Origin of the sequence: Streptococcus sp. HMSC034B05 (assembly GCF_001809055.1) — a bacterium.
Lineage (GTDB): Bacteria > Bacillota > Bacilli > Lactobacillales > Streptococcaceae > Streptococcus > Streptococcus constellatus.
The window spans coordinates 1-24,761 of sequence record NZ_KV795594.1 but is presented as its reverse complement, the minus strand read 5'-3'; the positions used below and the strand labels follow the sequence as shown (position 1 = coordinate 24,761).

Annotated in this window: 26 protein-coding genes and 1 pseudogene; 10 read left to right on the top strand and 17 right to left on the bottom strand. The window is 38.8% G+C overall.

The annotated features are described in order from the left end of the window. Window positions 1-312: 312 nt before the first annotated feature. The 7 genes from HMPREF2542_RS02120 (at window position 313) to xerC (ending at window position 5,217) form a co-directional block, all read left to right on the top strand. Window positions 313-798, top strand: coding sequence for a helix-turn-helix domain-containing protein (locus tag HMPREF2542_RS02120; RefSeq protein WP_058669867.1), 486 nt, complete (start codon window positions 313-315; stop codon window positions 796-798). A 136-nt stretch (window positions 799-934) separates the two neighbouring features. Then, window positions 935-1,249 carry a hypothetical protein gene (locus HMPREF2542_RS02115; RefSeq protein WP_058669868.1) on the top strand — a complete coding sequence of 105 codons (315 nt, stop codon included), beginning with the start codon at window positions 935-937 and terminating at the stop codon, window positions 1,247-1,249. Next, the gene (locus HMPREF2542_RS02110) at window positions 1,249-2,325 is read left to right on the top strand and encodes a P-loop NTPase family protein (RefSeq protein ID WP_070484217.1); all 1,077 of its coding nucleotides are present in this window, start codon (window positions 1,249-1,251) and stop codon (window positions 2,323-2,325) included. The genes HMPREF2542_RS02115 and HMPREF2542_RS02110 overlap by 1 nt, the downstream gene beginning before the upstream one ends. Window positions 2,326-2,327: 2 nt before the next feature. After that, window positions 2,328-2,945 (top strand): hypothetical protein, encoded by a 618-nt coding sequence (locus tag HMPREF2542_RS02105; protein ID WP_058669870.1) that lies wholly within the window; start codon window positions 2,328-2,330, stop codon window positions 2,943-2,945. 134 nt (window positions 2,946-3,079) lie between these two features. Further along, entirely contained in the window at window positions 3,080-3,679 is a 600-nt protein-coding gene (locus HMPREF2542_RS02100; RefSeq protein WP_058669871.1) for a replication protein, read from the top strand. Beyond that, window positions 3,670-3,933: a helix-turn-helix domain-containing protein gene (locus tag HMPREF2542_RS02095; protein WP_058669872.1), complete on the top strand. Its 264-nt coding sequence runs from the start codon at window positions 3,670-3,672 to the stop codon at window positions 3,931-3,933. Before HMPREF2542_RS02100 ends, HMPREF2542_RS02095 begins: the two co-directional genes overlap by 10 nt. A gap of 66 nt (window positions 3,934-3,999) precedes the next feature. Further along, entirely contained in the window at window positions 4,000-5,217 is a 1,218-nt protein-coding gene (xerC, locus tag HMPREF2542_RS02090) for a site-specific integrase (RefSeq protein WP_058669873.1), read from the top strand. Window positions 5,218-5,312: 95 nt separating this feature from the next. On the opposite strand, the gene rpsI is transcribed toward xerC, so the two are convergent. The 12 genes from rpsI to pnp all read right to left on the bottom strand — a co-directional run bounded on the left by rpsI (window position 5,313) and on the right by pnp (window position 16,138). Further along, complete coding sequence (rpsI, locus tag HMPREF2542_RS02085; RefSeq protein WP_003026228.1) at window positions 5,313-5,705, bottom strand: 30S ribosomal protein S9; 393 nt, start codon at window positions 5,703-5,705, stop codon at window positions 5,313-5,315. Between the two features lie 19 nt (window positions 5,706-5,724). Continuing rightward, window positions 5,725-6,171, bottom strand: a complete 447-nt coding sequence (rplM, locus tag HMPREF2542_RS02080) for a 50S ribosomal protein L13 (protein ID WP_006270233.1) — start codon at window positions 6,169-6,171, stop codon at window positions 5,725-5,727. 181 nt (window positions 6,172-6,352) lie between these two features. After that, a complete protein-coding gene (locus HMPREF2542_RS02075) occupies window positions 6,353-7,222 on the bottom strand; it encodes a DegV family protein (RefSeq protein WP_058670395.1) in 870 nt (289 codons plus the stop codon). A gap of 218 nt (window positions 7,223-7,440) precedes the next feature. Further along, entirely contained in the window at window positions 7,441-7,584 is a 144-nt protein-coding gene (locus tag HMPREF2542_RS10070; RefSeq protein ID WP_156921874.1) for a hypothetical protein, read from the bottom strand. 119 nt (window positions 7,585-7,703) lie between these two features. Then, entirely contained in the window at window positions 7,704-8,432 is a 729-nt protein-coding gene (gene rlmB / locus HMPREF2542_RS02070) for a 23S rRNA (guanosine(2251)-2'-O)-methyltransferase RlmB (RefSeq protein WP_058669874.1), read from the bottom strand. A gap of 155 nt (window positions 8,433-8,587) precedes the next feature. Beyond that, window positions 8,588-9,718, bottom strand: coding sequence for an ABC transporter ATP-binding protein (locus tag HMPREF2542_RS02065; RefSeq protein ID WP_003070659.1), 1,131 nt, complete (start codon window positions 9,716-9,718; stop codon window positions 8,588-8,590). Between the two features lie 112 nt (window positions 9,719-9,830). After that, window positions 9,831-10,703: a helix-turn-helix domain-containing protein gene (locus HMPREF2542_RS02060; protein ID WP_058669875.1), complete on the bottom strand. Its 873-nt coding sequence runs from the start codon at window positions 10,701-10,703 to the stop codon at window positions 9,831-9,833. Further along, on the bottom strand, window positions 10,690-11,094 hold the full coding sequence (locus HMPREF2542_RS02055; RefSeq protein ID WP_039677651.1) for a Mini-ribonuclease 3: 405 nt from the start codon (window positions 11,092-11,094) through the stop codon (window positions 10,690-10,692). The genes HMPREF2542_RS02060 and HMPREF2542_RS02055 overlap by 14 nt, the downstream gene beginning before the upstream one ends. Then, window positions 11,087-12,430 (bottom strand): cysteine--tRNA ligase, encoded by a 1,344-nt coding sequence (gene cysS / locus HMPREF2542_RS02050; protein ID WP_058669876.1) that lies wholly within the window; start codon window positions 12,428-12,430, stop codon window positions 11,087-11,089. The genes HMPREF2542_RS02055 and cysS overlap by 8 nt, the downstream gene beginning before the upstream one ends. Before the next feature lie 82 nt (window positions 12,431-12,512). After that, on the bottom strand, window positions 12,513-13,280 hold the full coding sequence (locus HMPREF2542_RS02045; RefSeq protein WP_058670396.1) for a nucleoside phosphorylase: 768 nt from the start codon (window positions 13,278-13,280) through the stop codon (window positions 12,513-12,515). A 43-nt stretch (window positions 13,281-13,323) separates the two neighbouring features. Further along, the gene (gene cysE / locus HMPREF2542_RS02040) at window positions 13,324-13,908 is read right to left on the bottom strand and encodes a serine O-acetyltransferase (protein ID WP_003070672.1); all 585 of its coding nucleotides are present in this window, start codon (window positions 13,906-13,908) and stop codon (window positions 13,324-13,326) included. A 49-nt stretch (window positions 13,909-13,957) separates the two neighbouring features. After that, a complete protein-coding gene (pnp, locus tag HMPREF2542_RS02035; RefSeq protein WP_037598042.1) occupies window positions 13,958-16,138 on the bottom strand; it encodes a polyribonucleotide nucleotidyltransferase in 2,181 nt (726 codons plus the stop codon). Window positions 16,139-16,536: 398 nt separating this feature from the next. On the opposite strand from pnp, the gene pepF reads away from it, so the two are divergent. Together pepF and HMPREF2542_RS02025 are read left to right on the top strand one after the other, a co-directional pair. Then, window positions 16,537-18,333, top strand: a complete 1,797-nt coding sequence (gene pepF, locus HMPREF2542_RS02030) for an oligoendopeptidase F (RefSeq protein ID WP_070484215.1) — start codon at window positions 16,537-16,539, stop codon at window positions 18,331-18,333. A 166-nt stretch (window positions 18,334-18,499) separates the two neighbouring features. Then, window positions 18,500-19,291, top strand: coding sequence for a mitofilin family membrane protein (locus HMPREF2542_RS02025; protein ID WP_058669878.1), 792 nt, complete (start codon window positions 18,500-18,502; stop codon window positions 19,289-19,291). A 948-nt stretch (window positions 19,292-20,239) separates the two neighbouring features. On the opposite strand, the gene rpsO is transcribed toward HMPREF2542_RS02025, so the two are convergent. From rpsO to HMPREF2542_RS02000, 5 genes and pseudogenes are all read right to left on the bottom strand, one after another. Then, the gene (rpsO, locus tag HMPREF2542_RS02020; RefSeq protein ID WP_001018251.1) at window positions 20,240-20,509 is read right to left on the bottom strand and encodes a 30S ribosomal protein S15; all 270 of its coding nucleotides are present in this window, start codon (window positions 20,507-20,509) and stop codon (window positions 20,240-20,242) included. Window positions 20,510-20,638: 129 nt separating this feature from the next. After that, window positions 20,639-21,370 carry a pseudouridine synthase gene (locus tag HMPREF2542_RS02015; protein WP_058669879.1) on the bottom strand — a complete coding sequence of 244 codons (732 nt, stop codon included), beginning with the start codon at window positions 21,368-21,370 and terminating at the stop codon, window positions 20,639-20,641. After that, window positions 21,357-22,529, bottom strand: coding sequence for an MFS transporter (locus HMPREF2542_RS02010; protein ID WP_049476129.1), 1,173 nt, complete (start codon window positions 22,527-22,529; stop codon window positions 21,357-21,359). Before HMPREF2542_RS02010 ends, HMPREF2542_RS02015 begins: the two co-directional genes overlap by 14 nt. Before the next feature lie 126 nt (window positions 22,530-22,655). Beyond that, window positions 22,656-22,861: pseudogene (locus tag HMPREF2542_RS10240) on the bottom strand (transporter); the annotation flags it as partial. A 495-nt stretch (window positions 22,862-23,356) separates the two neighbouring features. Then, window positions 23,357-23,770: a hypothetical protein gene (locus tag HMPREF2542_RS02000; protein WP_070484209.1), complete on the bottom strand. Its 414-nt coding sequence runs from the start codon at window positions 23,768-23,770 to the stop codon at window positions 23,357-23,359. A 335-nt stretch (window positions 23,771-24,105) separates the two neighbouring features. Between HMPREF2542_RS02000 and def the strand changes: the two genes are divergently transcribed. Beyond that, window positions 24,106-24,720: a peptide deformylase gene (gene def / locus HMPREF2542_RS01995; RefSeq protein ID WP_003070685.1), complete on the top strand. Its 615-nt coding sequence runs from the start codon at window positions 24,106-24,108 to the stop codon at window positions 24,718-24,720. Window positions 24,721-24,761 lie beyond the last annotated feature (41 nt).

The following is a 24,761-nucleotide window of genomic DNA, read 5'->3' as shown; positions in this document are numbered from 1 at the left end:
TCTATTATACACTATCTACATGAAATTTCATTTTTGAAATTTCATTTAAATTTCCTATTCCTTGATATGAAAGGCTCTTTGCTTTTCCAAATATTTTTCTGAATACACTAAAATAGAATTATAAGTAAAATATATTAGTCCCAATTGACGCGCATCAAATGGACGGATTGAAACAATATAATGACTAGCTACGAATAAGCTACTTCTACATATTACTGTTTCACCGTTTCTTTGTTGTGCCTTTTTGTATCTACTCGGTAACTGTAATGATTATTCTGTTTCTTTCCATCCTAGGGCTGGAAAGGATAACTTATGTTAAAAGCCAAAATCAGAACTATCTACAGTAAATTACTCGGAGAAGCTATCAAGCAACAATTGATTGAACAGGAAATCCTTCAGAACTCCATTTTTTACTATGAGTACGATGAACCAATACTTATTTCTGCTCCCACTATTAGTCAAATCCTACAAGGTAAACGGAATATCACTTTAGATACTATAGATGCATTACAAGAAACTTTAAAACTTCCCAATGTAAAAAGTATTTTCTTCCCAAATCTTGCCTTTTGTGAGTCACTCATTGTTCATCTCACAAATCTCATTCTTACTGACAAATATAATTTTGCGAAGCATCTCTTTCAGACGAAAGAAAAAGAAATTCAGAAGAATCTCACTTTCTTAGCAACTACTTTATATGATTTCTTTCCAACCTTTCCTAAAGAGGAAACTTCTTATCAAATAGCAGATAGCATAGAAGAATGGTTGGTTGAATTTGTCGCTCTTGTAGCACAACTTTGACTTTTGCACTTTCAAAAATCTTGAAAGTGTGATTGAATAAAATAATTTAGAATATAAGTGTAGTTAGCTAACACAGTCAAGTTCAAGACTTAAAACGAACACAGCAACAAAGAACTTAGAAAGCAGGTACAATTCTATGAAAACGAATAATCGCAAAAATGCCTATTCAGTCAATACTGCAAATGAATACATTGACCCAAAGCAGGCTATTGTCTGCTTGAGTACAGAACTTGAACCTCAAATCAAATTTGAAGAAGGTCAACCAACAGGAGAGATTATAGCGCACAAAGCTTGGTTTTCACAAAAGGGACTGCCACCTTTCCAAGTCAAATTTGAAACTGAAATTTCTCTTCCAACCTACATGGCAATAATTGAATTTGAAAATCTTCAAGCCTGTGAAGTAGGATTCAATGTTTACTTCAAAGCCGATAATCTAAAAGAGGTTAAATAATGACAAATCGAGAACTAGGACAATATCTGCTCCAAAGCCTCAACATGGGACTTGGAAGTATTGTGCAGGGAGAAAGTAGCTACACTAATAGTTTTGACTGCAAGATTATGGAAGAAGGCTTTCTTTTTCTTCCTCGCTTACCAGCAGGTTATATTATTGATGATGAACTCTATCAGAAAATCTTCCTGATTGCGAACGCAGCTCTCTACCCTCGCTTCACACTTCTCAAGCAAAATTCAGCCTATTTTATGGCACTAGATACGGATGATATACATATCCAGCGTGGTCTATTCTTCCCTTGGAAAGAAGGAATATCTGAACGCCTTGTCATTTCAAATTTGGAAGAGTTCTCACTCTCCCAAAAAGATAATCTCATTCCTATCATGAAGAATCTAAGCATTGATTATAACAAGGTTACTCATATTGCTATTGCTGGAAACAGTGGTTCAGGAAAATCCTACGCTCTCACTTATTTTTTAAGTCTCTTAAAACATATTTCCGACCTCATTATCGTTGATGGTAAATTCGATGAGCCAAGTAGATGGTGTCGTGAAAATGGTATTGCTGTTATACATCCTCAAAAGAATCGCTCGAAGTCAGACTTTGTTTCAGAGATTAATGAAAATCTCAGTTCCTGTCTCAATCTTATCCAACAAAGGCAAGAAATCCTCTACGATAATCCTGAGCATATTTTTGACCATCTAACGATTGTCATTGATGAGGTCTTAGCCCTTTCAGAAGGTATCAATAAAACTATTAAAGATTCCTTCTTTTCACTCTTATCTCAGATTGCTCTACTCGGTCGTGCTACTAAAGTACATCTTCTTTTAGTAAGCCAGCGCTTTGACCACAATACAATCCCTATCTCTGTTCGTGAACAGTTAAACGTTCTTATCCAAATCGGAAACATCAATAAGAAGACCACACAATTTCTCTTTCCCGATTTAGACCCTGAAGGGATTGTTATACCAATAGGTAAGGGGACGGGACTGATTCAAATCATTGATAATGAACATCCTTATCAAGTTCTTCCACTTCTCTGTCCTACATATTATACCAAGAAAGGCATACTATAAGCATGAAAAAGACTTTCTTTCAAAAAACATACAATCTCATTTCCTACCTCCTTCTCTTCGGGCTTACTAGTTTCATGCTAAGCTTCGCTCTCAATCTACTCGTAAAACTGTTTGGTAACTTTGATATTCCGTTTCTAGATAATACTATTGTTCTTATCCAAGACAAACTTAATCTTTTTGGAAACTATACAAAACAAACTGCCATCATACTGTTGCTAATTGTAGCTTCTTTAGTCACTGTTGAGTTAGCTCAACGTATTATCAGTGATAATATCCTAAATTACTTCAAATCGATTTATCAAACAATTCGCTTGCGACAATTTCTAAAGCAAGATGAAAAATCAGAGTCAGTGATCACCATTGATAATCAGACTACCGTAACGAAATTCAACCCTATTCTAAAAAATTTCAATCAAACAGCAAGAAAAGCAAGCGTGGATATTAGAAAAGACTCAGTTGTCGTCTTTCTAAAATACCCTAGAACACAACAAGCTCAAAAACTCTTACGTGATATGGAAGCTCATATCAAAGAGGAAATTTTTAGTAAAAATACTGATTATTATTTCTCTTCTCCAAACAGAGAAGGAAATAAACTATGGTACATAGGTACGAGACGATAAAAGAAGAAGTAGTGCTTGGCCCACGTAGTGAAAGCCAAAAGCACTACTTCTTCAAAATATCTAATCATGCGATGTAATGGGGTTACTACGACCCCCAATTATCCTGTAATCAGTAATCAGAAAGGTATATCAAAATGACAAAAGAACAACGCTCTAGCAAGTGGACATTCCTTTTTTACAAAGAAAGTGCCCCTGCCGACTACCTTGAAGTTCTTGAAGAACTACACATCCCCTTCGTCCTGAGTCCTTGGCACGATAAAGATATTAATCGACAAACTGGGGAACTAAAAAAATCTCACAAACACGGGGCTTTCTTCTTTGATTCTCTCAAAAGTTATAAACAAGTTTCCGAGATAATCAAGGACAAGTTGAATGGCCCTGCTCATGTAGAAATCGTACAATCTCCCAAAGGTCTATTTGACTACTTCATTCATGCCGAAAATAAGGAGAAAACTCAGTATGATATAAATGATATTGAAGTTGGATGTGGTTTTAATCTCGATAAATTTCTTGTAGAAAATAAGTCAGATTATTTCATGCATGAAGTTGTGGATATTATTGAACAGAATGACTTCACAGAGTTTGAAGAACTCGTCTGGTATGCACGAGCTAAACATACACCACTTCTTGGACTTATCATTGAGCGTACCTACTTTTTTGCTAAGTATTTAGATTCACGTCGATGCAATCCAATGAGGAACCAAGATAAGAAGGAGGGTAATAAATGCAAGTAATTCTTCCTGATGAACAGATTCATCAGATTCAACTATTGCTATCCAATCTTATTCAAAAAGAAATTAAACAACAATTAGAAAAAAATACTTTAAGCTGTCCCTATTTGAACAAACAACAGACTTGCGACTATTTGGGAATTTCCAACAATACTCTTGATTCATGGATTCAAAAGGGGCTCCCATCCATCAAAATTGGAAAAACAATTCGATTCCGCAAGGACGCTATTGACCGCTGGCTAAACGGTAACAACTAGAAAAATCAAGATTTTTATTTTATAATAGTCATGATATTTTCTGGTTCGATACACAAGGAGAATATCATGACTATCAGTAAGACAAAAAACGGAACTTATCGCTTAAAAGTCTATATCCCAATTGAAGCACGAATGCCACTTGGTATTGTTAATAGCAATTATTACGATAAGCGATTTAAAACTAGAAAGGAGGCAAGGTACGCTGAGATAGACTTGCTTAGCAAGTTAAATCAAATAGAAGATAATGAATTTACAGGACTAGCAAAAGGAGATATTCTTTTCTCAGACTTCTATAACAATATCTGGTGGGACTCTTATAAAGCAGGACAAACTACATCTACTTCTAAACCACCAAGCAGGTCAACAATCGCTAATACAAAAACCTGTTTTGAAAAACATATACTGCCACTTCTTGGAAACTATACGATACAGTTTCTAAACCAAAATAAGCAAGTTATCCTAAATCTAATGACGTCTAAGGCTAATGAATATGCAAACTTCAAATCTTTACGTAGCTATGTGATTTCTATTTTTGACTGGGCAGAAGAACTTGAATATATAGAAGCTAATAAAGTTGCAAAAATATTAAGAAGAATAAAAGCCACTAAAAAGATTCAACTTGCAGAGTCAAAGAGAGAGGAAGATTTATATCTAACTCATGAACAACTACAAGAATGGTTCTCAGCATTTCAAGAAGATTTAGATAATGATAAAATAACCCTTAAAGATTATGTCCTATTTTATCTCACTTTTTTCTTAGGCGATAGAAAATCTGAAACCTACGCTCTTCAATGGAAACATATAGACTTTTCAAAATCGCAGATTCAGCTAATTCAAGCTTTAGATAGATATGGACAAGTAAAATCTACTAAGGGAAATAAGAAAACTATTTTCTCTATTTCTAATGACTTACTTCAACTTCTTACCTCTTGGAAAGAACAACAAAAATATGAACTAGCAAAGTTTGGCATCATCAGTAATCCAGAACAATTTGTTTTTACATATATCGACACAAAAGGAAACATCAATAAGCCTTTACACGCCGACTATCTAAACAATAAAATGAAAAGCATTAGAAAGCGACATAAAGAGCTGGCACATGCTACACCTCATAAACTGCGGCATACAGGAGCGACACTTGCCAAACAAGCAGGAATGAAGTTAAAAGACATTTCTGAAGCACTAACGCATAGCGATACAGGTACAACTCAAATTTATGTCAATACTTCGAATGTAGTTCCTATGGCAGTTGGTGAATTTGCTTTAAAGTCTCTAAAACAATAAGGTAAACTTTGAGGTGAACTTTCCCAAAAAATATTAAAAAAGCACCCATAAGGTAAACTCTTGAGTGCTTTGAAACGTTGATATAATCGTATTGATTAACGTTTTGAGAATTGTGAAGCTTTACGAGCTTTCTTAAGACCTGGTTTCTTACGTTCAACCATACGGGCATCACGAGTAAGGAGACCAGCGCGTTTGAGTGAATCGCGGAAGTCTGGATCTACTTGAAGAAGGGCACGAGAGATACCGTGACGGATAGCTCCTGCTTGACCAGCGTAACCACCACCGATAACGTTTACAAGAACGTCGTATTGACCAACAGTTGAAGTAACTGCAAATGGTTGGTTGATGACAAGGCGAAGGTCAGCGTGTGGGATGTACTCTTCAACATCTTTTTTGTTTACAGTGATTTTACCAGTTCCTGGAACAAGGCGAACGCGTGCAACAGCGTTTTTACGACGTCCAGTACCTGCATATTGTGCTTGTGACATAGCTTATTTGTTCCTTTCCTTAGATAAGTCCTGAAATATCAAGAACTTCTGGTTGTTGTGCAGCATGAGTGTGCTCAGCACCTACAAATACTTTCAATTTCATACCTTGAGCACGGCCAAGAGTATTGTGTGGAAGCATACCCTTAACTGATTTCTCAATCAAGCAAACAGCATTCTTAGAGCGGAGTTCACCAGCAGTAATAGATTTCAATCCACCTGGGTACATTGAGTGAGTGTAGTAAACTTTATCAGTTGCCTTTTTACCAGTTAATTTTACTTTTTCAGCATTGATAACAATTACGAAGTCACCTGTATCAGTATGAGGTGTAAAAGTTGGTTTATTTTTTCCACGAAGCACGCTTGCTACAACAGCAGAAAGGCGTCCAAGAGGTACATCAGTAGCGTCTACTACGTACCATTTCCGTTCAACTTCACCTGGCTTAGCCATGTATGTTGTTTTGTTCATGATTTCTCCTATATGAATATCGTTTTTGTTTACAGAGCGGATGTTCCGGTCCGCAAGTTATTTGGAAGGTTCCGGGGCCTTACAAATGGGGTAAACAATACCGCCTACTATCATACCAAATTTTAGGGGTAAAAGTCAATATATTTGGTAAATTATTTATGAAAGAACGGTTTCATTCCGTTTAATCTTGATTTTCATGGGCAATACTAAATAATCCCAAAGTTCTAGGACCAGTATGGGTGGCAATAACGGGCCCTAATGGTAGGATTAAAACTTCATTAACCTGATCTGATAGAAGAAGTTGCTCTTTTAATACTTGAGCCACATCCTGACTGTTTGACCCTGCATAAGCAATTACCACACGTGGATCAGAAATACCTTCCAAAGTCATGCGCACTACTTCAGCATGAGCTTTTTTCTTGCCACGAACTTTAGCCACAGAATCTAGCCTACCATCTGCTTTAACGGCAATAATCGGCTTGATATTGACCAAATTCCCCATGAGAGCTGCCGTTTTTGAAATCCGTCCGCCTCGCATGAGATGGTTCAAATCATCCACGAGGAAATAAGTACGCACTTTTGGCAGTAAGGATTCTATCAAGGTTACTACCTGTTCTAAACTTTGCCCAGCAGTTTTTGCCTCTACCGCTTTCATCACTAAAAGACCTTCTCCCATAGATGCAGCCTTGGTATCTATCATTTGGATGACAGCTTCTGGAAAATCTTCTAAAACTATATCCCGTGCCATGACTGCACTCTGATAAGTTCCTGATAAAAGAGATGCAAAAGCAATATAAAGGACTGGCATGCCGATCTCAGCATAGTGACGAAAGATAGCTTCAAACTGACCAACATTGATTTGACTAGTTGTCGGCTGGCTACCGGCTTCCATTTTAGAAAGAAGCTGCTCACTCGTTAGTTTCTTATCTCCGACTGTTTCATACGTCTCTCCATCCAGCTGAATAGTCAGACCGAGAATTTGAACATCATTTTCTAAAGCCCAGCTTTCTGGAAGATCTGCTGTTGAATCCGTTAAAATCTTAAAAGTCATCTTTCTTTTTTCTCCATCATTTTCTATAAATTGCGTAAGGTTGGATTGTCCATAGGACATAAAGGTGGTTTTCCCATTTGAAGCTGTTGGCTCATTTGATTCAGATCCGACTTTGTAATAGCTATTTTCTTTTCTAGTTCACAAGCCGAAACACGCAAAGTTCCTTGGGCAAAGACAGTCCACTGCTCATTACCACAGATGATTGAGCTCGTGGTTTGCTACTTCATATCAATGCCATCATCTACCATTTCGTTCTCATCAATCAAAACGACTGTCACACTGAATAAGTTCTGATGAACACTAAGCATCTCTTGGAGCATTGAAGTCACAAATTCTTTCCAAATCTTAAAAATCAGCCTCATTCCTCAATTTATCAGGAAAAAATTTCGTTCTACACTCCGTTCGCTCTGGTTTAAAAATGGACCAGTTTCCTTTCAAAAGGCAGTCATCCGGCAAGCATAAACTAGTAAAATTTGTCTTTTCATAAGCGATTTCTAAACACTTCATACATGAGAATGGCTGCAGCCACACTAGCATTAAGGCTCTGCACATGTCCATTCATAGGAATGGTAATCATTTCATCTACATGCTTTTTAATATTAGCAGAAATGCCTTTACCTTCGTTGCCGATAATCAGAGCGAGTTTGCCTGCTGTATTCCACTTAGTAGACGGAGTTCCATTCATATCCGTTCCAAAAATCCAAAAACCTGCATTTTTCAGCTTGTCCAAAGTTTGGCTGAGGTTGGTCACCCGAGCGATCGGAACGTGCTCTACAGCTCCTGTAGAGGTCTTAGCAACGACCGGCGTGACACCAACTGCTCGATGCTTCGGAATAATGATGCCTGTAACATTTGTCGCATCAGCCGTCCGTAAAATAGAGCCTAAATTATGCGGATCTGTTAGACCATCTAAAATGAGCAAGAGAGGATTGTTTTCCTGAGTTGCCATTTTCAACATCACCTCAAAATCCGTATAAGCAAATTCTGAAACACGCAAAACAAAACCTTGATGAACGGCACCACCTGTCATTTCTTGTAATGTTTTTTTGGTAGTCCAAGAAATGGAAACCTTTTTTTCTGCTGCCAAATCTTTCATCTTAGCAACATTTTTCCCACGTAGATCATCTTGAATATAGAGTTTATTTCCAGTATTGGCCATGAGAGCTTCCGTCACAGCATGTACACCGTAGACAATATCGTTATTTTCCATGACTTTAGTATAACATAAAATTTAAAATGCTTCTTCTTATTTATAAATCACTTTACCGTTAAATCCAAATTTTCTTCTATAAAAAACGCAGGAGTCTTGTATTAAAAACAAGGCATCCTGCATTCTCTTATTAATTATTCTAAAGGCATTGTAAATTAATAAACTGTCTTTTCTGTTTCTGGATCAAAGAAGTGTGCTTTGTTCAAGTCAAAGCCAAGGTCAATACCTGCTCCAGCTTTGAGGTAATCACGAGCATCTACTTTAGCAATAAATTCATTGTCAGCCACTTGGCAATACAAATGAGATTCCGAACCAAGCAATTCGGATACAGAGATTTTAGCATGTACTACTGAATCTGGGAAGGTTTCAAGGAAAGCAGCTTCTGTATTGATGTCTTCTGGACGAATACCAAAAATGAGTTTCTTGCCTTCATAGCCTTTTTCACGAAGTACCTTCAAGGCACCTTCTGGTACTTTCAGAGAAAGGTCTTGTGCTACAATTTCATCACCTTTCAAAGTTACATTGATGAAGTTCATCGCTGGGCTTCCGATAAAGCCTGCAACAAATTTATTAACTGGGTTTTTGTAAACTTCTTGTGGGGTACCGATTTGTTCTATACGTCCAATTGTACCCGTTCCTGAAGGATTCTTTGTTGCAGACATGATAACGATACGATCAGCCAAAGTCATTGCTTCTGTTTGGTCATGGGTAACATAGATAGTGGTTGCCCCAATACGACGGTGGATTTTAGCAATTTCTGCCCGCATAGATACCCGCAATTTAGCATCCAAGTTAGAAAGCGGTTCATCCATAAGAAATACTTTTGCATCACGAACAATAGCACGTCCCATCGCTACACGTTGACGTTGCCCACCAGAAAGGTCTGCAGGTTTACGATCTAAAAATTCTTTCAAGCCAAGAATCTCTGCTGCTTCATTTACACGTTTTTCAATATCATCCTTGCTGTATTTACGAAGTTTCAAACCAAAAGCCATATTATCATGCACAGTCATGTGTGGATACAAAGCGTAGTTTTGGAAAACCATGGCAATGTCACGATCTTTTGGCGCAACATCATTGACCACGCGACTATCAATTGAACATTCACCTTCCGTGATATCTTCAAGTCCAGCAATCATACGAAGTGTAGTAGATTTCCCACATCCTGAAGGACCAACGAAAACGATAAATTCCTTATCTTTTATATTCAAGTTGAAGTCTTCTACAGAGTAATGTTCGCTGTTTGGATATTTTTTGTAAATATTTTTTAAATTTAATTCTACCATAAAATAGAACTCCTTTGTTGTTATGATTTCATTCTATATGAAAACGCTTTATTTTTCTATGGCAATGTGAACAAATTTAAAAGAAAATGTCTTGTGCAGGGTGCACAAAACATTAGAATAAATCAGTTAAAATAACATGATAACATAGCGTCAAATCTGTTAGGTCTTTTAGCTGTAAACCCGTCAATTCTTCCCATTTATCGATGTGATATTGTAACGTGTTCCGATGAATATACAACTGCTGAGCAGCTTTTGTCACAACCGCTGTATTTTCCCACAAAGCGGCAATAATATCAACGAGCTGATCCTGACTTTCAATCAATTGATGAAGTTTCTTTGTTAAGATTGGCAATATGAAATCCTTTTGGCTAATCCCCCATAAAAAGAGTTGGGAAAAAGAATGCACATTAGAATGCTGAGCCTGTTCCCACCACTTAGTAAAAAGGGCATTCTCTGCTTGAAATAGCTCAAAGTAGCTCTCTTCAAACATTTGAGACCAAATCTGTCCGATTTGAATTGTGAGAGCTAGGCTAAAGTCATATTCGATGGCTGATAAAGTATCACGAAGGACAGCTTTTACGGGGATAAGTTGCGTCTGATCTAATACAAAGATATAATCCTGAGAAGACAGCTGAAAATCTGCTATTCTATTGGGCAGTATGGTCCGCATCATTTCTAACCAAGATCCGATTGTTTCATTTTCATAATGGAATAAATGACAATGAACAAATTGTATCTTTTGTACACTTTTTGGCAATTTGCCACGACTATGAACCAGATAATCGTACCAAGGTCCACCATCAAACGCTGACTCTTCTCCAGTCAGTAAAGAAACAAGCTGTTGTTCTCTTTCTGTCAAGCTACTCATTTTTAATAATAGCCATTGATTTTTTGATAAGGGAATTGCCACTTCATCTTCTTTTACGCTCGGATTGGATTGAAACTTCCCTTGAGGAAACCATTCTAACAAATTACTTTTTATCATGATTTGTGCTCTCCACTCTGACAATGCACCAGTCAATTAACTCTTCTAAGCGCTCAATAGCTCCCGTCATATGTAGGTAGCCCATAATAGCCTCAAAGCCTGTAGACATGCGATAAGTAATGATATCGGCATTTTTAGCTTTTGTATGACTATTGGCATTGCGTCCACGCTTGTAGATTTCTTCTTCCTTTTCTGTCAGGATTCCCTCTTCTAACATGAGAGAGATGAGATTGGCTTGCGCTTTAGCCGAAACATACTTAGTCGCTTCCCTATGCAGCTGATTGGGCTTGGTCAATCCCTGAAAAATTAGGTGACGTCGGATATACATGGAGTAGACAGCATCTCCCTCAAAAGCGAGGGCGATGCCGTTAATCAAATTGACATCAGTCACGGGTCCACCTCACTCCGTCCTTACCATCTAATAGCTTGATTCCTTGTGTTGCCAATTCATCACGGATCTTATCAGCTGTCGCAAAATCCTTGGCAGCACGCGCTGTTTGGCGTTCCTCAATCAAACGCTCAATGTCTGCATCCAAGACTTCTTCTACAAAGACGATGCCAAAAACTTCTAAAAGCTTAGCAAAGGCTTCCTTGACTTCAGCGGTGTAGTTGCCAGAGTTGATCCACTTGGCTAGCTCGAAGACAACCGTGATGCCATTAGCTGCATTGAAATCTTCGTCCATAGCGGCAGTGAACTTATCCAGCAAGACTTGAAGCTGAGCTGAATCTGCCTGATCAGTGAAAGGCTGCTCATAGGTATTCTTCAAATATTTGAGATTAGTCGCTGCATCATGAACAGCTTTTTCTGTGAAATTAATCGGCTTGCGATAATGCTGGGTAGCAAAGAAGAAACGCAGTACCTGACCGTCAATGGTCTTAAGAGCATCATGAACGGTGATAAAATTGCCTAGAGATTTGGACATCTTAACGTCGTCAATATTGACAAAGCCATTGTGCATCCAGTAGTTGGCAAAAGTCTGACCGGTCTTGGCCTCTGACTGGGCGATTTCATTGGTATGGTGAGGAAACTCTAAGTCTGCTCCACCACCGTGGATATCAATGGTATCGCCCAAGATCTCTGTCGACATGACCGAACACTCGATATGCCAGCCCGGACGACCTGCTCCCCAAGGGCTATCCCAGAAAATCTCGCCCGGTTTAGCCGCCTTCCAGAGGGCAAAGTCCACTGGATTTTCCTTGCGGGTGGTCTCCTCATCTGTCCGACCAGAAGCGCCTAACTCTAAATCAGCCAAGGTTTTGTTAGCTAGTTTGGCATAATTGTGAGACTTTTCCACTCGGAAATAGACATCACCCTCTGACTCATAAGCGTAGCCCTTATCCACCAAAGTCTGCACAAAGTCAATGATATCCTCCATAAAGTCAATCACGCGCGGATGCTGAGTAGCTGGCTTAACACCTAGTTGATTAACGTCAGCACGAAAAGCTGCGATGTACTTGTCAGCCACTTCTTTTGGTGTGATACCTTCTTCCTTGGCTCGATTGATAATCTTATCATCTACATCTGTAAAATTGGAAATATAATTGACCTCAAAGCCTCGATACTCAAAATAGCGACGAACCGTGTCAAAAGCTACTGTTGAGCGGGCATTACCGACATGGATATAGTTATAAACAGTCGGACCGCAGACATACATGCGAACCTTGTCCTCCTCAATAGGCACAAATTCACGTAGGCTGCGAGTCATAGTATCATAGATTTTGATCATATTTACGATGCTGAGAGTCCTTAGAAAGCAGATAAGATCAACTACAGAAGCAGTCTTCTATTTTCAAACTTTCTGTTCCTACTCAGTTCCTTTCTAGTTCCTTTGCTATTGTCAAAGCGATCGTGAAAAAAGTCATGGCAGCAGCCTTCCGTTCGTTATGGCGAGCATCCCAGGTTCGGTTATGATGATCCACATAGTCAGCTGTGTAGAAGAACTGATAGACTTTGGTCTTGCGAAATTGGCTCCAAGCCATAATAGCTGAAGCTTCCATGTCCACCACTTGGGCTCCAGCAGCTAAGCGACGCTTGACCTTATCAGGCGTTTCCCGATAAAAGGCATCAGTCGTCCAAGACTTGGCGCGGATATGCTCAATATCGTGCTTGTCAAAGATAGCTTCCAGCTGAATCAACAGGGGCTCGTCATAAGCGATTTCATCACCCGGTGGGGCATAGTGATAGCTAGTGCCTTCATCTCGCAAAGCAGCAGCAGGCAGGATAATCTTGTCCGCCTCAATCGAGCGATCCAAAACGCCACAAGATCCTAGAATGATGAAATTCTTGAAACCTCTGGCTGCCAATTCCTCCAATTGACCAATCATTGATGGAGCTCCAATAAGCGCTGTCATGACTGCAACTTGATTTCCATCACATTTATATATATACCAAAGAAATTGACCGTTCAGATTTTTTAAACAGCCTCCTGGATAAACTTCTTCTGACTCAATCAAACGTTTCAAAATTTCTCCGTTAAAAGACAAGATGATAGTTTTACAAATCTCTCCCTTAGCAATAACCTGCCTGTCTGTTGGTTCAATAACCCCAGCTACATCTTCAAATTCCTCTAATAGCACGCTATATACACTTTCTTTTGAGCCTACATTCAACCATTTCTCACTACAATTTAGATGAGTAATAACTTTCTTCGCGGATTTCTTCTAAATTCTTGATAGTTGGAGTATCTTTTTGACCATGCACACGGACGATTTTAGCCGGTATACCAACAACTGTCACATCACTTGGTACATCTGCCACCACTACTGCACCCGCTCCTACCCTGGCATTTTCACCGATTTCAATCGGACCAATGAGTTGCGCATGAGCGGAAATGAGTGCGCCTTGGCGAACCGTTGGGTGACGTTTCCCAGCATCTTTACCAGTTCCTCCAAGAGTAACACCATGATAAAGCATCACTCCTTTTTCCACAACAGCCGTCTCACCAATCACTAAGCCACTCCCGTGATCAATGAAAACACCCGAAGCAATCTTTGCTCCCGGATGAATCTCAATCTGGGTCCAAAAACGCCAAAATTGACTATGCATCCGAGCTAAGAGTTTACAACCATGATTCCAAAGAAAGTGAGAAATCCGATGAGCTGCTAAAGCCTTAATACCAGGATAAGTCAACAGCACCTCGAGCAAGGAGCGAGCTGCTGGATCATTTTCTTTTACAATCGCTATTGTCTCTTTCCACCAACCCATGATGACTCCTTTCTAGCTTTAGACTGAAAGTAAACACTTAGCTACCTTTCTAGTCTTGTGCCTTTTCTTCTCGAACAACTTTATGCTCTTTATGTGTTTTATGATGATGTTTTTTCTCCTTATCCTCTTTAGGAGGGCGCGGAAGCAATGCTTTCATAGAAGCATCCACACGACCTTTTTCATCAATCTTGATGATTTTGACATCTACTTCATCACCAAGTTGTACCAAATCTTCAACTTTATTAGTACGCGTCCAAGCCATTTCAGAGATATGCACTAAGGCATCTGTCTTGTCAAATAGATTGACAAAAGCACCGAATTTCTCAATTCGAACCACTTTGGCATGATACACTTCATCTACTTTTGCTTCACGCACAAGTGCTATAATGATTTCCTTAGCACGATTAATCGCATCTTGATCGCTAGAGTAAATAGAAACATTTCCTTCCTCGTCTATATCAATCTTGACACCTGTTTCTGCGATAATCTTGTCAATCGTTTCACCGCCCTTGCCAATGACAATCTTAATCTTATCAACATCAATCTTAATGGTGTCAATCTTCGGAGCAGTTGGAGCGAGTTCTGTGCGAGGAGCTGGAATCGTACGTTCAATCAAATCTAAAATTTCAAAACGTGCTTTCTTAGCTTGAGCCAATGCTTCTTGCAAGATTTCAGCAGTAATTCCTTCAATCTTGATATCCATTTGAAGAGCAGTAATTCCTTCACGTGTACCAGCCACCTTGAAATCCATATCTCCGAAATGATCTTCTAAGCCTTGAATATCTGTTAAAATCGTGTAGTTGCTACCATCTGAAATGAGCCCCATAGCGATTCCGGCTACAGGTGCTTTAATTGGTACCCCACCGGCCATGAGAGCCAGCGTCCCGGCACAAATTGAGGCCTGTGAAGATGAACCATTTGACTCAAGAACTTCTGCTACCAAACGGATTGCATAAGGGAAATCCTCTAGACTAGGGAGAACTTGCGCAAGTGCACGTTCACCAAGAGCTCCATGACCGATTTCCCGACGACCAGGTGCTCCATAGCGTCCCGTTTCTCCTACAGAATACTGTGGGAAATTATAATGATGCATAAAGCGTTTCTTGTACTCTGGATCAAGTCCGTCCACAATTTGCGTCTCACCCATTGGCGCCAAGGTCAAGACAGATAAAGCCTGCGTTTGCCCACGAGTAAAGAGACCAGAGCCATGCACGCGCGGCAGATAGTCAATTTCAGCATCCAATGGACGAATTTCATCTACCTTACGACCATCTGGACGAATCTTGTCCTCAGTAATTAAACGCCGTACTTCTGCATGCTCCATTTGCTCTAAAATTTCAGCCACATCACGCATGATGCGGTCAAATTCTTCGTGGTCAGCATATTTTTCTTCGTAAAGGGCTATTACTTCGTCTTTGACTGCTTGCGTTGCGGCTTCACGAGCTAATTTTTCTTCTACCTGAACGGCTTTTTGAAGATCAGCATTATAACCGGCTACAATTTCTGTTTGCAATTCTTCATCAACACGAAGAAGCTCAACTTCTGCTTTTTCTTTTCCAACTACTGCCACGATTTCTTCTTGGAAAGCAATCAATTCCTTCACTGCTTCATGACCTTTCAAAAGGGCTTCCAGCATCACTTCTTCTGATAATTCTTTGGCACCAGATTCCACCATGTTAATCGCTTCTTTAGTTCCTGCAACGGTTAATTCCAATAACGAAGCTTCTTTTTGTTCTTGACTTGGATTGATGACCAATTCTCCATTGACATAGCCAACTTGCACACCAGCAATTGGACCATTAAAAGGAATATCTGAGATTGATAACGCAAGAGATGAACCAAACATAGCTGCCATAGGTGCTGAAGCATCCGCATCATAAGAAAGAACAGTATTGATAACCTGAACTTCATTGCGGAAACCTTCCGCAAACATGGGACGAATGGGACGGTCGATTAAGCGAGCGGTCAAAGTCGCGTCCGTCGAAGGGCGTCCTTCGCGCTTGTTAAAGCCACCAGGGTATTTCCCAGCTGCGTACATCTTTTCTTCATAATTGACTTGAAGCGGGAAGAAATCGCCAGTCGCCATTTTCTTTGACATAACGGCTGCTGTCAAAACGGTACTTTCACCATAGCGCACCACTACGCTACCATTCGCTTGCTTCGCCACTTGTCCAGTTTCAACCACTAATTCTTTGCCAGCAAAAGTGGTTTTAAATATTTGTTTTACCATAATTATTCCTCTTTGAGTCTATGCTCAATTTCTAATTTTTTATACGTCTTGCCTACAAAGATCAAGATAGATTTAGGATATTAAAAATGAATCCTGAGTTTCATTCCAAAAATTTCTGCTTGCATAATTAGGCATAAGCTTTGTTTCAATAAAATAACTCATTATCCTGTTCAGCACACCTTTTTCCATAGCCACGACTGTTGATAGAAAGTTTAAGCATTTTTTATACTTTGTCTATCCTCATCTTTGTATCAAGCACGTATAAATTTTATTTTATCATATTTTACACCAAAAGAAAAAGCCTTAAAATAGCTTTTTAGCAAGAATTTTTGAAATGTTATCTATTATTCTTATTTTTTGCTATACTAGAAAGAAAGCTAGTAACAAGGAGAATAGATATGGTTGAACAAAAACAACGTTCTGAGTTTCCAGAAAAGGAACTGTGGGACTTAACAGCTCTCTATCAAGACCGTGAAGATTTCCTGAGGGCGATTGAAAAAACTCGTGAAGACATTAACCAGTTCATACGGGATTATAAGGACAACCTTCATACTTTTGAGGATTTTGAAAAGGCCTTTGCTGAATTGGAACAAATCTATATTCAAAGAAGTCATATCGGCAACTACAGTTTTATGCCACAAACAACGGACTACGGTGATGAAAATTTTGCACAGATTGCGCAAGCTGGTACAGATTTCGAAACAGGAGCTAGCGTTGCTCTCAGCTTCTTTGACGACGCCCTGGTCGGCGCAGATGAGGCTGTCTTGGAGAGACTAGGCCAAGAAGCCCATTTGACCTCAGCTATCCGCCAAGCTAAAATTAAAAAAGCCCACTATCTGGGAGCGGATGTCGAAAAGACTCTGACAAATCTTAGTGAAGTTTTTTACAGCCCACAGGATATTTACACTAAGATGCGGGCTGGCGACTTTGCCATGGCTGACTTCGAAGTAAACGGCAAAGTTTATAAAAACAGCTTTGTTACCTATGAGAATTTCTATCAAAACCACGAAAATACAGAAATCCGTGAAAAAGCTTTCCGCTCTTTCTCAGAAGGCCTTCGTCAGCACCAAAATACTGCTGCTGCCTATCTGGCTCAGGTCAAATCTGAAAAGCTTCTAGCAGATATGAAAGGCTATGACTCTGTCTTTGACTATCTTTTGGCTGAGCAAGAGGTAGATCGCTCTATGTTCAATCGGCAAATTGACCTCATCATGACTGAATTTGCACCTGTTGCACAAAAGTTCCTCAAGCACGTTGCTAAGATCAACGGCCTCGAAAAAATGACCTTTGCAGATTGGAAGCTGGACTTGGACAGTGCACTCAATCCTGATGTCACTATTGAGGACGCTTATGACTTAGTGATGAAATCCGTTGCTCCACTCGGAGAAGAATATACACGCGAAATTGCCAATTACCAAAAAGAGCGCTGGGTGGATTTTGCAGCGAATGCTGGCAAGGACTCTGGTGGCTATGCCACTGATCCTTATCGCGTGCATCCTTATGTTCTTATGAGTTGGACAGGCCGTATGAGTGATGTGTATACTCTGATTCATGAAATTGGTCACTCTGGTCAGTTCATCTTCTCTGACAATAGTCAAAGCTATTTCAATACCCACATGTCGACCTATTACGTAGAAGCTCCTTCTACCTTCAACGAACTCTTACTTAGCGACTATTTGGAACATCAATTTGACAATCCACGTCAAAAGCGATTTGCACTCGCTCACCGTCTAACGGACACTTACTTCCATAACTTTATCACCCATCTCTTGGAAGCAGCCTTCCAACGCCGGGTTTATAATCTCGTTGAAGCAGGCGAAACTTTTGGTGCTGCGAAGCTTAACAGTATTATGAAAGAAGTTCTTACCGAGTTTTGGGGTGATGCAGTCGAAATCGACGATGATGCTGCGCTCACTTGGATGCGGCAAAGTCACTATTATATGGGACTATACAGTTATACCTATTCAGCAGGGCTTGTCATCTCTACTACTGGCTATCTTCATTTGAAAAATGACAAAAATGGAGCTCACGATTGGCTCACCTTCCTCAAATCTGGTGGAAGTAAAACGCCACTTGAGACTGCTCGTATCATCGGAGCTGACATTTCCACAGACAAACCACTCCGCGACACAATTCAGTTCTTGTCTGATACAGTTGATCAGATTATTACCTACAGCGAGGAATTAGGAGAATAGATTATCTACACAGCTTCAGATTTCAATTTGAAGCTGTTTTATATGAATTGATTTAAAACAAAATTTTTAAGTTTGTGGTAATTTGAAAAATTTCACTTCCTAGTTATTGAAAGCGATAACAAGTTGTGATATGATATTTTCGAAAACCAATTTATGTGAGGGAAATATGAAAAAGTGGAAAAATAATTCTAGGCTCAACATCGTTCTTGCTATCATGAGTGTTGTTCTAATCATCTTATTGGCTCCAATTACAATGCCATTAATGTTTCTAGGTGGTGTTTTTGGTATTTGGTATTTCGCAAAGCGAAATCCAAGTGTTTTCAAAAGAAATATAGCAATTGCTGCAGCGATAATAGGAATACTAGGAAGCTATACAGTAAGTAAATTCAATCTTGAATCCTCCGAAAGCCAACAAAGTCAAACTCAAGTAGTTTCTTCTACATCTAGAACTTCATCTTCAAACTCTTCAAAAGCAAGCAGTTCCTCCTCAAACTCCGATTCTAGTAGAGAAAAAGAAGAAAAACTCGAAAAAGAAAAGAAAGAGAAGAAAGCGGAGGAAGAGCGAAAACAAAAAGAGGCGGCAGAGAGAAAAGCTAAAGAAGAACAAGCTCAAAAAGAAGCTCAAATTCAGCGCATCACCCAGCAAGGTGAACAGGCTGTTAAACAACTTGAGGATAATCAAGTAGCCGAGAACATTGCTCCAGCTCAAGCTGCCGTTGAGCAAATTACCGATCCAAATAAAAAAGGAGCTCTTCAACATCGAATTAATCTTGTACAAAATGCAATTCAGCAACGAGCTGAGCAAGCTCGACAAGAGGCAGAGAGAAAAGCAGCATCTCAACAAGAAGAGACTGTAGCTGCTAGTGGCTATTTTAGAGATAAAAGGGGCAGATGGCATCGCCCAAATGGTCAATATGCTTCAAAGAAGGAAATTGCAGAAGCGGGATTGCCTTGGTAAAATACATCTCTACAATATATTAAAAAGAGAAATGAGATCTTGTAACAAGAGACATTATTTTCCATCATAATTCCCATCAAACAGGTAGTTTACAAGCACACATGATTGGAGACTGGGACGAAAGTTTCTAGCTTCAAAGGAGACCGTTTAATAAATTAACGATGCTACAGCTGACCACTCCAATAGTCTACTGGATTATTGGATGTCGGAAATAAAACATCCATAAGGATGTGTCAAAAACACGACTTTGAATTGGTGGATTTTGCAAAGCAAGTCCTCAAGTCTATTGCTTTTCAAGCTCGGAAGAGCGCCTAATCATCCTCGTAGGAGTAAGACAACGGACTAGATTTTTTTCAAAATGGGTTCTGTCTCACTCCCTTTTATTTTGTATAAGATAAACTATATACCTTTTTACGCCATATTTTCCCCTTTCGCTTTATCGTAATCCTGAATATCTTTATTGTATCGCATTTGGAGTTTTTGGGTATAACCAACATTACGCACCCGCATAATAAGTGGTTTATTTGTCTCGCACCTTACGGAGCGAGACGGACTAAAAGTCACAAAATAAAAAACTCTCTGAAATCAGAGAACTAATTTGAGCTCGGGCTAAAATCCATACAAAACAAAAAGGCTACCCAATTTAGAGTAGCCTCATTTTCAAGATATGCTCAATTGAACACGGCCTAAGCATGCTGATAAAAACACAAAGCCCTCTGAAGTCAGAGAGCTGATTTGAGCTCAGGCTAAAATCCTAGTAAAAAAGATGAAACTCCTTGTGTTCATCGAACACTATATTGTTTCCCTATTTCATACGGATTTTTGGCGCCCTTAACATCATGATTCTTGCTGGATAAAACGTTTATAGACAAGGCGACGAGCCGAAGATTGTACTGATGATACATCGAGGCGAAGCCAACGAAGTATAGAAACGTTTTAGACGCAAGATTAGCGACGAAGTCCAAGAGAGTTGATTAACTCACGGTAACGGTTAACGTCGTTCTTACGCAAGTATGCAAGAAGGTTACGACGGCGACCGATTTTCTTCATCAAACCACGGTAAGTAGCGTGGTCTTTTTTGTGTTGTTTGATGTGTTCGTTAAGGTGGTTGATTTCCCAAGTAAGGACAGCTACTTGTACCTCTACTGAACCAGTGTCACCTTCGTGACGTGCATATTGTGCAATGATTTCATTTTTTTTCTCTTTTGAGATTGCCATGATAAGCTCCTTTTCTTTACGCTTCATCCGAGTGACAGGTTTGGCATGGCCTGCAACCAAGAAGAAGTTATTTGTCTCTATGACATTCTTATTTTACCAAGAAGGAAAGTTTTTGTCAACTGATACAAATTATAAGAGTTCTACGCCAAATCGTTTGAGACTTTTTATTTCTTCCTGTGTCAAACGACGAAAAGTTCCTGTTGCCAACTCTTTATCCAAACTTAATGGTCCCATAGCAAGGCGCTCTAAGTCTGCTACTTTTTTACCACAAGCTGCAACCATTCGCTTCACTTGATGAAATTTTCCTTCAGAAATTGTAATCTCTACAAGAGAAGTCTGTTGCTCTTCATTTACTTTTACTATGGTCAACTTTGCAGGCTGACAGGTAAAGTCCTTGAGTTCTATTCCTGCTTCAAAATGTTCCACATCTTTTTCAGTTATAATCCCATCTACCTTTGCACGATAAACTTTTGCTACATGCTTTTTAGGAGACAGCATAGCGTGTGCCAAAGCTCCATTATTGGTTAATAACAAAAGTCCGTGAGTGTCAATATCAAGTCGTCCAACTGGAAAAACTTCTTTCTGGCGTGCACTTTCATCTAACAAATCCAAAACTGTTTGATGGTTAGCATCTTCAGTAGCTGAAATGACGCCTTTCGGCTTATTTAAAAGATAATAGACAAATCTTTCATAGTCCAATACTCGATTATTGACTGAAATTTCATCTTGATATTCATCTACTTGTACTTTCGCTGATGTGACAGCCTTCCCGTTGACCAAAACTTGTCTCTTCTTTAAAAGTTGCTTGACTTCTGTTCGTGAGCCAAGACCCATTTCTACTAAAAACTTATCTAATCGCATCTTTTTCCTCGTTTTGTTTATGAGTGACAAAAGCCGCTAAAGTTGACGTTGCCATCATGAAAACTCCTAACACACTAAAAATAAAGATTGGGGCAGAAGAAATGATTCCAATCAAAGATAAGACGAATGTTGATACCGAAGCACCGCTACTGCAACCCAAAACGACAATCGCTGTTGCACGATTTACCAAATGAGTAGGGATTTTCTCCGATACAATATGAAACACCGCTGTTAGAGATACACTATAAGCAAAGCCAGCCAAAAGAGCACTCAAACTTAAAAGCCAAATCTGACTTGAAAATCCAATCATCACTTGACTTAGACCAAAAACAATTCCCGTTACTGTCAATAAGCGATTTTTCAATACGCTCACTAGACTGGCAAAACTAACACCAGCCAAAATTCCCACTAGTTGCATACAGCTAAGAATCCAGCTGGCTGTTTCAGCGTTGCCGATCTCTGCCTGTAAGACTAGACTAGGGATCCGTAAAGTGATAGCGACATTAGCACAAACAATCATACCAGCTATGAAAGCTAAAAAGATACTCAAATTTATTTGTTTTCTAGTCATTTTACGAACAGATTTGAGATGTTTATGCTTATCGGATTCATTCTTTTCATAAGGAACAAACATAAGATACAGTGCCAAAACGATGAAACCAACTGTATAAACCAAAAATGTAGTTGTCCAACCAAAGTGTAAGAGTTGTCCGACCGCTAAAGTCAACAAGGCCATCCCAACAACTTCCGCTGAACCACGATAGCCTAACATTTGCACACGCTCTCTCCCTTGAAAGCGCTCGCTAATAATGGCAATTGCTCGAGGATTCATCATACCTAGACCTAACCCAAAAACAAAGCGCGAAGCAAAAACGAGATTATAAGATTGATTGAAAAATGGGATAAGACCACAAATAGAATACAGAATTAGCCCTAGTATAATCATGAACCGCTCAGATACAAAGCGTTCCAAAACACTATTAAACATCAACAAAGACATGATCCCAATGGACGGTAAGGAGACTAATAATTCTACTTGGCTGGAAGAGTAATTCTTATAATACTGGAACATAGCCGGCAAGCTACTAGAAATTGAAAATGCCGTTGTTAAAACCAATGATAAAGCCAAAATGCTAGCTTTTTCCATGAATCTTTTCATCTTATCTTCTTTCTAAAATCACACTACCACTATCATACAGTTTTTTACGAAAAGACGCAATCTAGCAACGTATGAAAACAAAAAAGAAATCAAGACTGCGCATAAGATACAACATTGATTTCATTTTACATTTGTCATACACTCAAAGTAAAATTCACGACATAAGGCATGAGGACTATGAAGCAGAAATGCATAGTCTCCTTGAATAATTTTCTCTGTTTCCTCGCGTGTTAGAGGATCTGTTTCTTTATATAATTTTCAAATTTTCTCTTTCTTTCCAGCTTGATACTACGTTCACTGAAATTATACACTCGGATGCGGTATTTTTTGCGATTATAAGCTGCATCCTCATATGAGATAGATAACAATTCATTTCTTTCATTTAGCAACTGATTTTCTTTTTCTAACATTTCCTTCTCATCTTGGTATTTCATCTGGATAATCCCACAAATAAGAGCGACAAACATATAAGCCGCAAAGGAAATCCATCTATCTGTGTTATATACGATTGATTGCCAATTTCTCCCAGAAAAAAATAGTTGCTACAAATAATCCGATTATAGAAAGACTTCCTGCAAAAATTCCATAGATTGTTCCAAAAATAATATTAATCAAACTAACAAAAAGCAAACAGATGTCAATTAATTAAAAACGTTCAACATTGCGCTCAATACCCTAGGCAAGAAAAAAGCAAATAAAATCTCAGCTATCTTTTGATAAGTCTTATTCGATTTTTTACTTTCTTTAATAAAATTTTTATACAAATCGGCTAGATCATCTAAAAGTGAATAATGAATAAACCATCCATAAGTTGTCTTAAATTATCTTCATCTTATGGAGTGGTAAAGACAAAGTTCAGGTGATTTGGAATCAATCACTATTTTACTTTTATAGAATGCCAGCTCTTCTAACTTTTGTGCAACATGCTGAAAAGTAATTTCAAACGGATTATAAATGTTTAAAATTTCTGTTTGCTCATTCCAACTATCAAAAATTTTGCTGATCAGCTCTACTAAATCTTCTGAATTGATAAAATTCGCAATTTCATTGGGGTGCTTTTCGACATGAGCGGTTGTGCCTTTTTGAACCTTATCAAATAAACGATAGAAATAATCTTCCAGCAGTCTGGAAGAATACAAATAAGGACTACAGACTATTTTAAGAGATTGTCTGTTCACTTTAGCCCAGTGTTTACAGAGACTTTCTGATGCTATTTCTAACTCTTGAGGATAGTTAAGCACCTCTGGACCTGTTACATAAAGAATCTCAGAATGAGATAATTCCTCGGTACAATTTAAAAAGTTTGCAGTCGTTCTGGTTCCCCTACTTAAAAAGTAATCTTATTTTTTACTAGTAATATTTTAGGTGCCCAACTGCATGTCATACATATTTTTGCTAGAAACTTTAAGCAAAATAAACTAATTTTTTACTAATTTATTTGTACACACATTCTTTACATTGCTATTTACTTGTATTTCTTTCTCCTTTCTTTCTCCTCTATTTTATGTTATATTTAACGTATATCAAAACAATTTAACTTGGAATAAAAATCCAATTTGAAAACAAAGGAGAAAAGATGTCTGTTATTGAAAAATTAACAAAACCGGCTCATTCAATTGATATGAATGATATCATTCGTGAAGGGAATCCAACGCTTCGAGCAGTAGCAGAAGACGTTACTTTTCCACTTACAGATCAAGAAATTATCTTGGGTGAAAAGATGCTTCAATTTTTGAAAAATTCACAAGATCCTGTAATAGCTGAAAAAATGGGGCTTCGCGGCGGGGTTGGTCTAGCAGCTCCACAACTAGATATTTCTAAGCGAATTATTGCCGTCTTAGTTCCAAACATGCCAAACAAAGATGGCAATCCCCCTAAGGAGACCTATGCTTTACAAACAGTTATGTATAATGCTAAAGTAGTGGCACATTCTGTCCAAGATGCGGCACTTGCTGAAGGAGAAGGATGCTTATCAGTTGACCGCGAAGTTTCTGGTTATGTTGTTCGCCATGCACGTGTCACTGTTGACTATTTTGACAAAGAAGGCGAAAAACACCGCATCAAACTAAAAGGGTATAATGCTATCGTTGTGCAACACGAAATCGATCATACAAACGGTATTATGTTTTATGACCGTATCAATGAAAAAGATCCTTTCGCTATCAAAGAAGGAATGTTAGTGATCGAATAGAAAAAGTAGAGTCTGGGACAATAGTCCCTTTGCTACAAAAA